The sequence below is a fragment of the Pseudomonas sp. E1BtOHC1 genome (genome assembly GCF_058744285.1).
The window spans coordinates 3,461,900-3,475,686 of the sequence record NZ_CP196023.1; the positions used below are offsets into that span (position 1 = coordinate 3,461,900).

Below are 13,787 nucleotides of genomic sequence, written 5' to 3' on the forward strand. Positions count from 1 at the left end.
CGGAGTTGGCCGACACTATGTCGGCCGGGCGCGCAGGCTGTCACTCGCGCGCCGATCCGGACGCTCTAGCGCAGGGCAGCCTGGAAGCTTTCGTCCAGCACCTCAAGCAGGAAGTCGGCGTTCTTGTGACTGAAAATCATCGATGGGCGCATTTTCAGAACGTTGTCATAGGGGCCTTCGGTGCCGATCAGAACGCCGCGCTCCCGGGCACCATCGGCGACCTTTTTGGCCAGTTGCGTGGCCGGAGATTTGCTCTTGCGATCAGTGACCAGTTCGATCCCGAGGAACAGCCCCAGTCCGCGTACATCGCCAATGGCCGCGTATCGCTGCTGCAGCTTGCGAAAGCCTTCGAGCAGATAGTTGCCCACCGTCAACGCGTTGAGTTTCAGGTTGTCGCGCTCAATCACATCGAGAACGCTGAGCCCCACGGCACATGAAACCGGGCTGCCGGCGAAGGTATTGAAGTACTCCATGCCGTTGTTGAAGCTGTCGGCCATCTCGCGTGTGGTCACCACCGCCGACATGGGATGGCCGTTGCCAATGGGTTTGCCCATGGACACGGCATCGGGCACCACGCCCTGGGTTTCAAAGGCCCACCAGTGGCTGCCCACTCGGCCAAAGCCGACCTGGACTTCATCGGCCAGGCACAGACCGCCTTCGGCACGAACCATTGCATAGACTTCCTGCAAGTAGTTTTCCGGAAAGAACAGTTGCCCGGCGACACTGGGAATGGACTCCGCCAAAAAGAACGCCGGGGCTCGGCCCTGCTTGCGCATGCTGTCGATCTGCTCGGCGACACTTTGCGCGAAACGCTTGCCCAGCTCTTCGAATGGCCAGTCATCCGCTGCGCGGTAGGCATCCGGCACGGCCGCCTCGAATACATGCGCTGCACGCCCCTTGCCGGCCTTGCGCTTGTACTTGTAGGGGCTGAGGTCAATCAGCTCCTGGGTCGTGCCGTGATAAGCCCAATCCAGCACGATGGCATCGTTGCGCCCGGTGTGATTGCGTGCCATGCGCAGCATCAGGCTGTTGGCTTCGCTGCCTGAACAGCCAAAGGAGGCGACCGCCAGGCCTTCGGGCAAGGTTGCGGTGAGTCGCTCGGCGTACTCCACGATGTTGTCGTGCAGGTAACGGGTATTGGTGTTCAGGCGTGAAGCCTGGCGCGAAAGGGCTTGCACCACATCGGGATGGGAGTGGCCGAGATGGCAGACGTTGTTGAAGCAGTCGAGATAGGCGCGGCCAAAGTTGTCGATCAACCAGACCCCATCACCGCGTACGAACTTGATCGGGTCCGAGTAGGAAATCGACAAGTTGGGAAGCAGCATTTCCTTACGCTTGGCCACGATCTGCGCTTTGGTTCGTCCTTCCTGGTGGTAGGTTTCCGCGGGGATTCCGGCCAGCGTCGATGCATCCGGGAACAGGTCGGCCCACACCTCAAGATAGGCGCGCTCACCGACGCCGATGAACTCGCTCGCTTGCAACTGGGTGTCGGTGGACATCTGGAAATGCACATGGGGCAGCCAGCCACCATTTTCCGTATCCGCGCCCATGTGACCCACCAGCGCGCCGGCCTCAAGACGGTCCCCGGGCTTGAGGCGGGTCAGCGCTTCGTGGGCCATGTGCCCCCACAGGGTCAGAAAGGGCGGACAGCCTGCCGGCGAGTGCTTGAGCATGATCAAACCGCCATAGCCCAGTGGTTCAGGCTCGACCTCGACGCTCTGCACCACACCGGCAAGCGGTGTGTACAGAGGCGTTCCGGCCGGCATGATCAAGTCGACACCCAGGTGCATGATCCGACGCTCTCCTTCAATGAATCGAGATTCAAAGGCGCTGTCGGTGTAGATGGTCCTGGCTTCGCCCCATGGCCCGATGCCCAGCGGCACCTGATGTTCAGCAGAGAAATCATTCCACCACCGGGTGGCCTCTGCCGGGCGCTGCTCGGCTGAGGCGATGGTCATTTCATGGGCAGCATCGGCGAACGGCACAATGGCCTTGTTCAGGGTCGCCGCCGATGGATGCACGATATCCGCAAAGGACTGGCGGTTTTCATCCACCCAGCGGCGAATGGCCCCGGCACCTTCTATCGCGTCAAAACCACAGGCTTTGCGCAGGATCGCCGTCGCCAGGCGCGGGTTCATGCGATCCATCTTTTCCAGCAGGCGCCAGGCCGGGGCTTCGCTGATGGCCAGGTAGGGATTGTCCTGGGTCTGCTCGTGGCGCGAGGCCGACAAGGTGACGCTGATGACCAGGCGCATGGCGATCAGATTGAACAGCACGTCCAGCTCTTGCGGCTGCAGTGGGTAGCGCTCATGGAAGCCGCCGGTGAGAGCGGCGGCCGCGCCGATGGGGTCTTGCATGTCGAGAATGGCGTAGGCGCAAGTGATGGCGACTTCGGCAATCAGCACCGTGTGCACGGCATCGCCAAAATCGATGATGCCCGAGACCTGCTGGTGGTTCTGCGGGTCGACGAGGATGTTCCAGTCATTGCCGTCGTTGTGAATGACCTGGGTGCGCAAGCGCGCAAGCCTGGGTTCGACCCGGGTTTCGAAATCATCGATGAAGCGCTCCAGAATGGCACGTCTGTCGGGGTCTTTGACGAAATGCAGGCGGGCTCGGGAACGTGCGGCGTGTCGCAGATCCCACTCCAGATCGCGGACCGCGCCGGGATGCATGAAGCCCTGAAGTGCATGATCCATGTCGGCGAATGATTGACCCAGGCTGCGCATGAGTTCGAACGTGCGCTGGACTTCGGCCAGCGGAGTACCGTGCAACCAGCTCACCAGGCGCACCGCGTGGGTTTCGCCAGAGGGCGCCATTGCCGAGGCGAGCCAGTCGCCGGTCAGGCTTTTCTTCAACTGCGGCACGCCAAGCTCGGGGCTGTGATGGGCCAGATGGCTGAGGATGGCGGTCTGCAGCGCGCTTTCAATGGGCGGTTCGCTGGAGTTGACGACTTTCAGAATCCATCCCGCATCGCTTGCTGTGTTCAACCGGAAGTTGCAGTCTCGCTCGCCGTCCAGAGGCGAAGCCGTAGCGATGACATTGAAAAGCTGCTCAGCCAAGTGTTCGGCATCGCGTGGCGAGAACTGCGGGGCGGGGTGGCAAAGGTCGGTCATGGTAATGGTTTTCCAAGTTATTTTTTTCAGTTAGCTTGGCATGCGAAATCTTCGAGGGCAGTAGGTATGCGGTCGGCTTTGGCCTGCATATTGTCGGAATCGACCGGCACAAACTCGGCAGTCAATTTGAGGAGTTTCAATGCGCGACCTGGACGCGAAAGATCGCGAAATACTGGACATTCTGTCTAAAGAGGCGCGGATTGCCCTGAAGGCCCTGGCCGCGAGAATCGGACTGTCCAGAAGTGCCACCAGCGAGCGCGTCCTCAACCTTGAACGCAATGGGGTGATCAGAGGCTATCGTGCGGATATCGGCGAAATCGACGCCAATGTGATTCGCGCCATGTTTCTGGTGTGCCTGAAACGCACGCCGGCCATCAGCCTGCTGGACCTTCTGGCCCAGCACTCGCAGGTGCGCCGCATCTCCTCTGTCAGTGGCCAGCTCGACCTGGTGATTGAGACTGAATCACGCACCATTGATGATCTGAACCGAGTCCGGGATGCCGTAGCCAGTCACGAATCCGTCGAGGACATCACCACGGCTGTGGTTCTTCGTCGCGATATCGATCGACAGACATCCTGATCCGCCGCGGCGGCAAGACTTGATGGAGCTTGCCTGCGGGAAATGCCGGACAAGCCCTCAAACGCTCTGCAATGCACGCTTGGCGCCTGATCCCAGTGGCCTGATCTGTGGAGTCGGGCCTGGCCCTTTACGGCAATCGCAACGTGCCGCGCTGTACAACTCCCATTCGCAAACCATAAAATGAGAAGCATTATCATTAATGCGAATCTCCCATGCACAACCACAGCCTTTCCTCGCCTGTCGCCCAGTTGTATGCGAACCATCACGGCTGGCTGCGCGGCTGGTTGCATCGGCGCTTGGGGCACAGCGCCGATGCCGAGGACCTGGCTCACGACACCTTTATCCGCGTGTTGCGCTCCCAGGAGGATGTGCGTGAGCTGCGCCAGCCCATGGCGTTTCTGGCCACCATCGCCAATGGCTTGCTGATCAATCGCTGGCGCCGTCAGGCCATCGAGCGGGCCTATCTGGAGGCGTTGGCGGCGCGGCCGATGGGGGAGGAGCCTTCGCCGGAGGAGCGGCATCTGATGATCGAGACCCTGCTGCAGTTGGATTCGCTGCTGGTGGGCTTGTCGTCGCGGGTGCGGCAGATTTTCTTTCTGTCCCAGCTCGATGGCTTGACCTATGCGCAGATCGCCGTGCAGTTGGGCTTGACCGTGGCCCAGGTGCAGCGGGACATGGGCAGGGCGTTCAGCGTCTGCTATGCGAGCCTGTTTGAATGAGCGGCGCGGCGGTCGATCCCCGGGTGCGGGACAGCGCCATCGATTGGCTGGTGCAGATGCAGTCCGGGCTGATGAGTGCTGCGGACCACCAGGCCTTGCAGCAGTGGCGCGAGGCCAGTGCCGAGCATGAGTACGCCTGGCAGCGGGTCAGCCGTTTGCCGCTGATGTTGCAGCCGGGGGCTCATCTGCTGGCCGATGCCACGGCGCGCCGGGCCTTGCAGTCGGCGGGTGCCGATCCACAACGGCGGCGGCAAGTGCTCAAGTGCCTGTTGGCGCTGGGACTGCTGGGCGGCATTTCCTGGCAGGGGGCGGACTCCACCCTGGTGCGTTCAGCCTTGGCCCGTTATCGCACCGGTATCGGTGAACGGCGACGTTGGGCCCTGGCGGACGGCGGGTCGTTGTGGCTGAACACCGCCAGTGCGGTGAACCTGGACTTGAGTGCGGGGCAGCGCAGCGTGCAGTTGATCGAGGGCGAGTTGGCGCTGGATACCCCGGCCGGATCGGCCTCCCTGCAACTGCAAACGCCGGATGCGCTGTTGTACAGCCGCGGCGCCCATTTGCTGGTGCGCCATGATCGCCAGGGCACTCAGGTGACCGTGCTGCGCGGGCTGGTGCAGGTCAGTGCCCGGCAGCAGTCGACCCCGCTGCCATTGCAGGCTGGCTGGCAAACCCGAGTCGATGGCCGGGGAGCAGGGCGGCCCAGTGCCATCGATGTGTTTCTGGCCCAGGCCTGGATGCGCGGCATCCTGCCCGCCGAGCGCATGCGCCTGGATCAGTTGCTGGCTGAGTTGGCGCGCTATCGCCCGGGTTTTTTACGTTGCAGCGAAGCTGTTGCCGCTTTACGGGTGACCGGCAGTTTTCAACTGGACGACACCGATGCCGCCCTGGCCCTGGTGGCCAATACCCTGCCGGTGCGCATCGAGCGCAGAACCCGTTATTGGGTGACTGTGGTGCCGGCCTGAAAATTTTTTTTCACTCGCGCGATAGTTTTTTCGATCTGGCTTGGCCTTCAGGTATTACCCACCGGCACAGGTGGGTTTCGATCCCTAGGAGCCTTGCATGATTTTCCCCGCTCGTGTCTTGCGTACCCATACCTTCGGCCTGCTGTTGCTCAGCCTGCAACCGCTCTACAGCGAGACGGTGCTGGCTGCCGGCGAGCGTCACTACAGCATCGGCGCCGGTCCCCTGGACCAGGTGCTGTCGCGTTTTGGCGCCGAAGCGGGGATCAGCATGGCGGGCAGTGCGCTGCTCACGGCGGGCAAGACCAGCCAGGGCCTGCAAGGGGATTTCAATACCGAAGCGGGCTTGAACAAATTGTTGTCGGGCACCGGCCTGGGCTACGTGCGCCAGGCCGACGGCGGCTATGCCTTGCGCCTGCGCTCTGATGCGGTGTCGTTGCCGACGCAGAAGATCAAGGGCGAGAACCCTGACGAGGAGGAGGTGTACCGGGCGCCGCGTTCGTCGGTGTACATCTCCGCCGACGACATGCAGCGCTTCGGCGTGGTGTCGGTGGGCGACGTGCTCAAGGGCCAGCCTGGGGTGCAGGTCGGCGACAGCCGCAATGGCGGCGGCCTGGATGTGAACATTCGCGGCATCCAGGGCCAGAGCCGGGTGGCGGTGACGGTGGACGGTTCGCAACAGGCGCTGGATGTCTATCGCGGTTATGCCGGCACCCAGCAACGCAGCTACATCGACCCGGACATGATCAGCGACATCCTCATCGACAAGGGCCCGAGCCTGACTTCCAGCGCTATCGGCGGCACAGTAAAGATGCGCACTCTTGGCGTCGGTGACATCCTCAAGGACGGTCAGAATGTCGGCCTGCGGCTCAAGGGCGATGTCTGGAACAACGGCGTGGCTCCGGCCCGTCGCGACCCCCATTCCAAGACCGAGGACCTGTACTCGGAACCGCACCAGAGCCGCGGCGGGCTGTTCGGCTCGGACGCGGAGGCCGGCAGCGCCGCGTTCGCCTATACCCATGAGTTTTTCGATGTGGTGGCGGCGTACGCCCATCGCAACCAGGGCAACTATTTCGCCGGCAAGAAGGGCCAGGATCGCTACCGCACCTTTGACCGCTACGGTGATGAAGAGACCAGCGTGGCCACCACCTACAACGCCGGGGAAGAGGTGCTCAACTCCTCGTCGAAGACCGAATCGTGGCTGCTCAAGACCACCTTGCGTCCGGCGGACGGCCACACCTTCGACCTCGGCTATCGCCGCTATGACGGGCGCATCGGCGAGATCATGCCCTCGGACATCTTCCGTTTCGGCACCGGTGGCATCTACCAGTACCCCCTGGGCCACACCCAGATCGACACCTACACCGCGCGCTACAACTACCTGCCCTCGGACAACCCGCTGGTGGACCTGACTGCCGACCTGTGGATGACCGATGCGCAGACCAGCCAACTGAGCGCATGGTCGGCACCGGCCTCCCAGGCCTATCGCACGGACCGCTCCTGGAGCCGCCAGGCCAACCGCCGCACGGGTGGGGGGCTGGCCAACACGTCGCGCTTTACCACCGACTACGGCGACTTGAAACTGGACCTGGGCGGCTCGTTTCAGCTGGAGGAACTGCGCCCGCAAAAAGGCGTGGTCACCACCCAGGACGACATCAACGCCAACCGCAGCTTGCGCGAGGGTTCCCGGCAAGAGTTCAGCTTCAACGGCAAGCTGGAATACAAACCGGTGGACAGCCTGACGCTGTGGGGCGGCGGTCGCTACACCCACTTTCACAGCAAGGACCACGTCGCCTATTCGACTGCGCGCAAAGAGGAGCGAGAACACAAGTACGTGACCGTCTCAAAGCCGGGTGACTATGGCTACCTGATGTGGTTCCCGGACCAGAACGGGCTGTACACCGATGCGACCGACCCACGCTTGAATAACGCGATTGTCTTCAACAACACCAACTTCCCGTTCGAGGGCACGCCCTATAACCAATACGGCGCGACCGAGACGGAGGTTGGCGACTCGCAAGTGGGGCGGGTGGTCACCGGGTTCAACTATTCGGGCAAGGACAGCAACCGCGGTGGTGCCTTTGCTCCGGCCTTCGGGATCAATCTCGAAGTGCTGCCAGACACCTTCGTCTATGCCTCCTACACTCAGGGTTTTCGCATGCCTTCGCTGTTCGAGACCGGTCGCGGTGTGCAGCAGACCACGCCGGGCAAGGGGCTCAAGCCCGAGCGTTCGAGCAACTGGGAGATCGGTGCCAGCACCTTGCACAAGGGGCTGTTCGTAGAGGACGATTCGGCGGCGATCAAGCTCGCCTACTTCAACAACAGCATCAAGAACTACATCACCCGCTACTACGATCCGAGCCCGGGCCTGTGGGGCTTGATGCGCTTCAGCAATACCGACAGCTACACCACCCGTGGCCTGGAACTGCAAACCCACTACGATGCCGGACGGATGTTTGCCGACCTGTCGTCCACCTACTACCTGAAGACTGAAACCTGTGATGCGGCCTTCGCCGCCACCCTGCGAGCCACCAGCAACCCCTACCAGAAAACCGCCGCCACCCCGGACTGCACCCCGGGCAGCTTCATGGGCTCCTACACCAACACCCAGAACCCGCCGCGCTTTGCCGGCAACCTGACCACCGGCCTGCGCTTCTTCGACCAGAGCCTGACCCTGGGCACGCGCATTACCTACACCTCGGGGCCCACCGTCACCGCCGACAAGCCCTGGCAGACCGGCCCCACCACGCCACAGCTGAACTACCGCGAAGTGGCGCTGTTCGATCTGTTCCTCAATTACAAGTTGAAGGAAGACGCCAGCCTCAATGTGTCGCTGCAAAACCTCACGGATCGCTACTACCTGGACCCGCTGGCGCAGAGCTTCATGCCGGCGCCGGGGCGCACGCTGCGGGTGGGGATGCAGGCGAAGTTCTGAGAGGGGTAGGAGGGGAGTCGATCACTCCCCTCTGACACGCTTGAGCCAGTTCCAGAACGGATCGTCCGATTCCGCGGCGTCCATGCTGACGGTGGTGGGGACTATCGCCGATGCCCGCGGCGGAATGCTCAGCCCCAATCGCTGTTCAACATAGCTTCGCAACAGCTGGGGAGGAGGCGGGTAGTCGTCATCGGCGTATTCATCCTCACGTACCTGTTCCGGCGTGCACTCAAATTGCTCTGGCCAGCACAGCTCGTTGTAACCAATGGCCAGCAGGCGCAAGAGGTCTTGCGTGGTGTCCGTCAGCACGCAGAGCATTAGCGAACCTGAACCCGAGCCCAGGTGGACCATGCGTTGCCGGTCATTGTCGTCCCGCCACAGCCCGGCCCAGGAACCGTCTGCGCCAGTTCGCAGGAATATCACCAGGCGCTGGTTCACCTCGGGATTATCGCTGGCGGTCCAATAGGCGCTTCGGGCAGGTTCTGGCAGGTAGAAAGCTGTAGTGGCGATAGCGCTGTATTCAGGTTCGGGGTGCAGGGTCATATAGCGCACCCCGTCACGCCGAGTCCGCACGCAACCGTGATCTTCCAGCCATTGAAGGGTTTGCTGCAGCAGGGCCGGCAGCGGATTGCTGGCAGCAAAGGCGCCGGCCATTTCATTGGTGAAGGTCATGTTTTTGCTGCTCCAGGTTTGCCTTGGCAAAGGGTAGTGGTACGGGACAGGCGGGTCAGCTTTCAACCCACAGCAGCCGGCGACAACGTCTAAAAAACATGAGCGGTTGAGTCAGGCATGAAATTTCGGTAATGCGGCTTATCGCTGACTACAATCTCTGCGAGCTAAAAATTGATATCAATCTGATGCCAATCATGCAGGAAGCAGAGATGAAGTATCTAACGAGACTTTGTTACAACACGGACAACTGGAGGAAGCCTTCGGGCGTAGCGCCGGCCAAAGAGGTCAAAAGCTCCTATACAAGCAAATTCGGGTTCGGTCATGAGGAGTGGCTGTTTAGAGATGATTGGGTCGTTGATGGTTGGCGTTACGCCTTCGTGCAAGGTGTGAACAAAAGCCGCAATCGATTGCTTAAGGAGGCGCAGCCATTCGACCTGCACCTCTTCAGCATTGAGCCAAAAGCTAAACGTCGGTACGTCGGTGAAATTAGAGAGGTTGAATGCCTTACCGACCGTCAAGCGCAAGATGCGCTTGCATTGTTCCAAAGAAATGGCTGGTTTCAAGAAATGTGTGAAGAGATTGCCGAACTTGGTCGCAATCCAGACGACTTAGGGCATGGCGAGTATGCCCCATACATATTCAACATTCGATTTCGATTGGATAACGTCACGCTTTACAACGCTGATGAGTATTCGAAGCCCGACGATCCAATCATAGAACGGTGCAAGCGTTATCAACTCTATTCTGTGGTCGTTCAGGGTGACCAGATACTTGGAGGACGACGAAAACCAAATGGCAAGGACTGGATAACTATTCCAAAGATCAAACCTACCACTAGGACGGTGACGTATCAGCGAACAGCTGAACATGCAAGGATGCAGAAGAAGTTACTCGAACAGCTGAAGAGAGATTATCCAGCCGACACTGTTATTGCTGAGCGTGAATACATCGATGTAACTGTCGAGACTCAGGATGCACTTATCCTCTATGAGATTAAGTCAGATCTGTTGCCTCGTACTGTACTGCGGCAGGCTATTGGGCAGTTACTCGAATATGCATACCATACGCAGGAGCGCAAAAAAAAGATCAGCTTGGTTGCTGTGGGGCGAGCGTGTTTGCACGGTGACGATGTGAAGTATTTACATCTACTGCAGAGCAAGTTTGCCTTGCCGTTGAGCTATCACTGCGTACCTTTGGACTAAGCAATATACGACGGCTTTTTGCTATCCGCAGCTTGAACCCGCCCACGCAGTGAAAGGGCGCAGAGGATCATTGACTGGATTGGCGAAGAGTTACCAGCCCCACCGAGTGGCGGCTGATATCATGTCGGCACTTAAAAAGCCGGGTAGCCCCACATGAATCGCCGTAAAAAAATCCAGCAGCTATTGAAGGCCCACGCCAAGAAGGCCAGTGCCAAACTGGCTCCACAAAAAAAGTCCAAGTACATCAGCAAGGCTGATCGGGCGAAGCTGGCCACCGAGTCCAATGACGACGCTGTGGTTGTCACTGAGAGCTGATCCGTCCGCTTGAAGCCCGATGGATCCTTATCTGGCCGACCTGCGCGACGCTATCTTTTCTCGGGCGGAGCACGCTTCTGGCCAGTAGAGGCGTGGCCGGGTCAGTTCTACAGGGGGCAGAGCATGGTCTGCACCTTGATCTGGGGATGGCTTTCCAGGGGTTCCCATTCATCGATGAAGGCGAATCCCTGCTTCAGATAGAAGTGTGCGGCTCTTGCGTTCTCGGGGGCGACGTCCAGATACACGCACTCATGGCCCTGGTCTCGTCCACGGGATTTCACCGCGTCCACCAGCTTTGCGGCCACGCCGCTGCCCCGTGCGTCGGGGGCTACCCACATGCCAATCAAGTTGTAGCGGTTCTCGGCACTGACTGCGGCACCGATCATTCCCACCGGCTGCTGGTCCTTGAAGGCCAGCCAGAATTGGCTACCGGTTGACGAGGCGCGGTCCTGCCACTGCTGGTCACTGTATTGGGCGGCAGTCTGGTAACTCACGCCAAAGGCAGTAGGGGTGTCCTGAAGTGCCGCGAGACGAACGCGCTTCAACAGCATCCAGTCCCTGGTTTGCGTCAATCGAATGTCCATGATTTTCCTGGTGGTGGGTGAAGACACAACAACTCGCAACTGCGGCGAGCATTATCCTTGCAACTTGAAGCTGCCTTGGGCCGTGGCGGACAAGTCCTGCACAAATGCCCCAACCGCTTGGGCACTGCGCAGGTGAACGACAGGAACCTGTGGCCCGATAGCCAGGCGTACAGCCTCGATGCCCGGGCGGTTTACCCTATCGAAATTCCACACGAAACTCAGGAATTTCAGGAACTCCTTCACAGATCCAGGCATCCCCGCAGACGGCCTGCCGGACTCGGCTGCGGAAAACCTCATTGTCCGCCTCCACCCAGCCGGGCTCCCAGAACAGCCTGTCCAGGTGTACGACCGGCAACTGAAGGCGGCGACCCAGTTCACGGGCCAGGGTCGATTTGCCACTTCCCGCATTACCCAGAATCACGATGCGCTGCATGAGCCAGTCCCTGCTGAAAAACCGCCAAGCCCAGCAGTCACCAATGGCACGAAAAACCTGTGCTCTTCGAAAACGAGCAAAAAAGCTGCGGATTATCCGGCCCCGGACACCGGTGCCGCCCCGTGCGGCTTTGCGGCCCGTGATGTAGAGTTGCGCCCGGCCCAGCGCTATATCGTCGACTTCGCTCCTCGCGACGACATCATCGAAGGCTGTAACGCGAAGGTCGATACCGAATCGATGGCATTGACCCTCCAGGGGCCGACCACAAGAGAAGGGAACGGACAACATGCATTGGATTCAGGCCCTGATCGGGCCGCTCGAGGTACTGGCCGAAGTGCGGGCTGAGCTGCCGTCCGCGGTGCTGTGTCCGCTGTGCCAAGGGTTGGCGTTGATCCCGGTGACCGAGGCGCTCGAGGTGCAACTCCAGGGACGAGCACAGGGGCGGCTGTCCGCCGTACGCCCCTTCTCGGATGAGCTGGCGTGCGGTGTTGCCGAGCTGGCGGCGCAGCTCTCGGATCGAGGTCCTATTGTTTATGCCGCGACCTACTTCCATGGCGGTACAGGCGGGCAAGACGCCGTTGTCTGGCTTGAAGGCGAGGTGGTGCTGAACATCGGCGACGAGGAGGACGACATGAGCCCCTGGCCGGACTCTCCGATCAGTCGCGCCTTGCGCCGGATTGGGGTCGTGGCCAAGGTCGGTGAGGATGAGTTCGATGCGTTGGGGCTGGGTCGCCATCGAAGCAACCAGGCCTGGGCCGACGCTCAGTCCGCCTGACGCTCCTGGGCCAAAGCATGCCGCCCACTACGTTTGCTCTTGTTCGGCAAGGTCGGTCTTGTATTCGCCCCACTCCATGTACGCGTAGTACTGGGTCATTGCTTCGAAGTGGCTGTGGGCTTCAACTTCCCACACAAGCTGGGCGTCGGGGTGAAGCAGTTTGCGTGCGGTGTTTCCCTGTGGGCCGCTCAGACAGAAGGTCTGGCAGTCATCCGGTTCCATCCAGAGTTGGTAGTTCATCTCTTGCGCTTCTGAGTGTGGGGGAGGCTATCGTCGTTTTGGCTCGACCAACCTAGATCGAGCCGACCGAGCGCAGGTATTTTCGTGCCTGACGGCCGGTGATCTTTTCTGGCTCAAGGACATACAGCGAGCTCCAAAGCGGCGGTAAACCCAGTTCCTCCATGTAGGAAGTGAAACTGTTGAACGGCTCGGTGCCAATGACTTCGGCAGTGAGCCACAGCGACTCGCACTCTTGGCAAACGTACAGAATCTCCTGCGTTGCCCGCACTTTAACCTTGGTCACTTCGCCTTGTTCACATTCTGGACAGAGCATTTTTTCAGCTTCCAAATGGGCAGGGAGTCTATCACTGACCAGGGTGCATGCAGCCAGCAACCAAGGTCTGCTCCTGCTCAGACACCCGCCATGGAGGACGGCGCTCTCGACCCCGTCCGGAGCGGGCCTTTTCTGCACTGCATCCCAGGTTCCGGTCGCATAAATTTGAAAAGCACGACATTGCTCGCCAGAATCGCCCCCCGATCCGGCCCAAGGTGCCGGACCTTGGTGGTGAAAAGGGGCAGCAGTTGAAGCAACAGACATTGTCCATGCGCCTGGCGCGTGTGGCGGCGCATGTGCCGGCCGGTGCGCGCCTGGCCGATATCGGCTCGGATCACGGCTACTTGCCGTTGGCCTTGGTCAGCCGCGGCACCATCGTTGCGGCGGTGGCCGGGGAGGTGGCGTTGACGCCGTTCCGCTCGGCCCAGCGCGCGGTGCGCGAGAGCGGCATGGAGCAGCAGATCGACGTGCGCCTGGCCAACGGTCTGGCCGCAATCGAACCGGCAGATGGGATCACGGCGATCAGCCTCTGTGGCATGGGCGGCGAGACCATCCGTGACATCCTCGACGGCGGCCAGGCGTGCTTGAGCGGTGAGGAGCGTCTGATCCTGCAGCCCAACGGCGGCGAGCAGCCATTGCGCCAATGGCTGATGGAACATGACTACCGCATCCTGGCCGAGGAAGTGCTGCGAGAGAACCGCTTCGACTACGAAATCATCGTCGCCGAGCGCCTCGGGCCGGTGCAGTACAGCGCCCGGGAACTGTACTTCGGCCCGTTGCAGATGCAGGCCCGCAGCCCGGCGTTCCTGGCCAAGTGGCAGCGCCTGCTGCGGCTGAAGCAGCGTACTCTGGCCAACTTCGCCCAGGCTCAGGCAGTGCCCGAGGAAAAGGTGCAAGAGATCGTCCGCCAGACGCAATGGATCAGCGAGTTGCTGGCTTGAGCCGGC

The 13,787-nt window shown here is 60.7% G+C and carries 13 protein-coding genes and 1 pseudogene; 8 read left to right on the plus strand and 6 right to left on the minus strand.

Features of this window, described 5'->3' with window-relative positions; genetic code table 11:
* Positions 1-65: 65 nt before the first annotated feature.
* Positions 66-3,113 carry an aminotransferase class III-fold pyridoxal phosphate-dependent enzyme gene (locus ACSSVC_RS15930; RefSeq protein WP_492612522.1) on the minus strand — a complete coding sequence of 1,016 codons (3,048 nt, stop codon included), beginning with the start codon at positions 3,111-3,113 and terminating at the stop codon, positions 66-68.
* Positions 3,114-3,252: 139 nt separating this feature from the next.
* On the opposite strand from ACSSVC_RS15930, the gene ACSSVC_RS15935 reads away from it, so the two are divergent.
* The 4 genes from ACSSVC_RS15935 to ACSSVC_RS15950 all read left to right on the plus strand — a co-directional run bounded on the left by ACSSVC_RS15935 (position 3,253) and on the right by ACSSVC_RS15950 (position 8,306).
* On the plus strand, positions 3,253-3,693 hold the full coding sequence (locus ACSSVC_RS15935) for an Lrp/AsnC family transcriptional regulator (RefSeq protein ID WP_404939305.1): 441 nt from the start codon (positions 3,253-3,255) through the stop codon (positions 3,691-3,693).
* 212 nt (positions 3,694-3,905) lie between these two features.
* Entirely contained in the window at positions 3,906-4,412 is a 507-nt protein-coding gene (locus ACSSVC_RS15940; RefSeq protein WP_346636056.1) for a sigma-70 family RNA polymerase sigma factor, read from the plus strand.
* Positions 4,409-5,374 carry a FecR domain-containing protein gene (locus ACSSVC_RS15945; RefSeq protein ID WP_404939307.1) on the plus strand — a complete coding sequence of 322 codons (966 nt, stop codon included), beginning with the start codon at positions 4,409-4,411 and terminating at the stop codon, positions 5,372-5,374. Before ACSSVC_RS15940 ends, ACSSVC_RS15945 begins: the two co-directional genes overlap by 4 nt.
* A 97-nt stretch (positions 5,375-5,471) precedes the next feature.
* Positions 5,472-8,306 (plus strand): TonB-dependent receptor, encoded by a 2,835-nt coding sequence (locus ACSSVC_RS15950; protein ID WP_492612523.1) that lies wholly within the window; start codon positions 5,472-5,474, stop codon positions 8,304-8,306.
* A 21-nt stretch (positions 8,307-8,327) separates the two neighbouring features.
* Here ACSSVC_RS15950 and ACSSVC_RS15955 read toward each other — a convergent pair whose 3' ends face one another.
* Positions 8,328-8,978: a hypothetical protein gene (locus ACSSVC_RS15955; protein ID WP_492612524.1), complete on the minus strand. Its 651-nt coding sequence runs from the start codon at positions 8,976-8,978 to the stop codon at positions 8,328-8,330.
* A 131-nt stretch (positions 8,979-9,109) separates the two neighbouring features.
* On the opposite strand from ACSSVC_RS15955, the gene ACSSVC_RS15960 reads away from it, so the two are divergent.
* Positions 9,110-10,180 (plus strand): hypothetical protein, encoded by a 1,071-nt coding sequence (locus ACSSVC_RS15960; protein ID WP_492612525.1) that lies wholly within the window; start codon positions 9,110-9,112, stop codon positions 10,178-10,180.
* Positions 10,181-10,333: 153 nt separating this feature from the next.
* On the plus strand, positions 10,334-10,495 hold the full coding sequence (locus ACSSVC_RS15965; RefSeq protein ID WP_123724540.1) for a DUF2986 domain-containing protein: 162 nt from the start codon (positions 10,334-10,336) through the stop codon (positions 10,493-10,495).
* A gap of 107 nt (positions 10,496-10,602) precedes the next feature.
* On the opposite strand, the gene ACSSVC_RS15970 is transcribed toward ACSSVC_RS15965, so the two are convergent.
* A complete protein-coding gene (locus tag ACSSVC_RS15970) occupies positions 10,603-11,079 on the minus strand; it encodes a GNAT family N-acetyltransferase (protein ID WP_492612526.1) in 477 nt (158 codons plus the stop codon).
* Between the two features lie 51 nt (positions 11,080-11,130).
* A pseudogene (locus tag ACSSVC_RS15975) lies at positions 11,131-11,512 on the minus strand (AAA family ATPase).
* Positions 11,513-11,798: 286 nt separating this feature from the next.
* Between ACSSVC_RS15975 and ACSSVC_RS15980 the strand changes: the two are divergent.
* Positions 11,799-12,287, plus strand: coding sequence for a hypothetical protein (locus tag ACSSVC_RS15980; protein ID WP_492612527.1), 489 nt, complete (start codon positions 11,799-11,801; stop codon positions 12,285-12,287).
* A gap of 27 nt (positions 12,288-12,314) precedes the next feature.
* Here the strand turns inward: ACSSVC_RS15980 and ACSSVC_RS15985 are convergent, their stop codons facing one another.
* Positions 12,315-12,527 carry a hypothetical protein gene (locus ACSSVC_RS15985; protein ID WP_159897905.1) on the minus strand — a complete coding sequence of 71 codons (213 nt, stop codon included), beginning with the start codon at positions 12,525-12,527 and terminating at the stop codon, positions 12,315-12,317.
* Between the two features lie 52 nt (positions 12,528-12,579).
* A complete protein-coding gene (locus ACSSVC_RS15990) occupies positions 12,580-12,900 on the minus strand; it encodes a hypothetical protein (RefSeq protein ID WP_492612528.1) in 321 nt (106 codons plus the stop codon).
* Positions 12,901-13,088: 188 nt separating this feature from the next.
* Between ACSSVC_RS15990 and ACSSVC_RS15995 the strand changes: the two genes are divergently transcribed.
* Positions 13,089-13,781 carry a tRNA (adenine(22)-N(1))-methyltransferase gene (locus ACSSVC_RS15995; RefSeq protein ID WP_492612529.1) on the plus strand — a complete coding sequence of 231 codons (693 nt, stop codon included), beginning with the start codon at positions 13,089-13,091 and terminating at the stop codon, positions 13,779-13,781.
* The last annotated feature ends 6 nt before the right edge of the window (positions 13,782-13,787 follow it).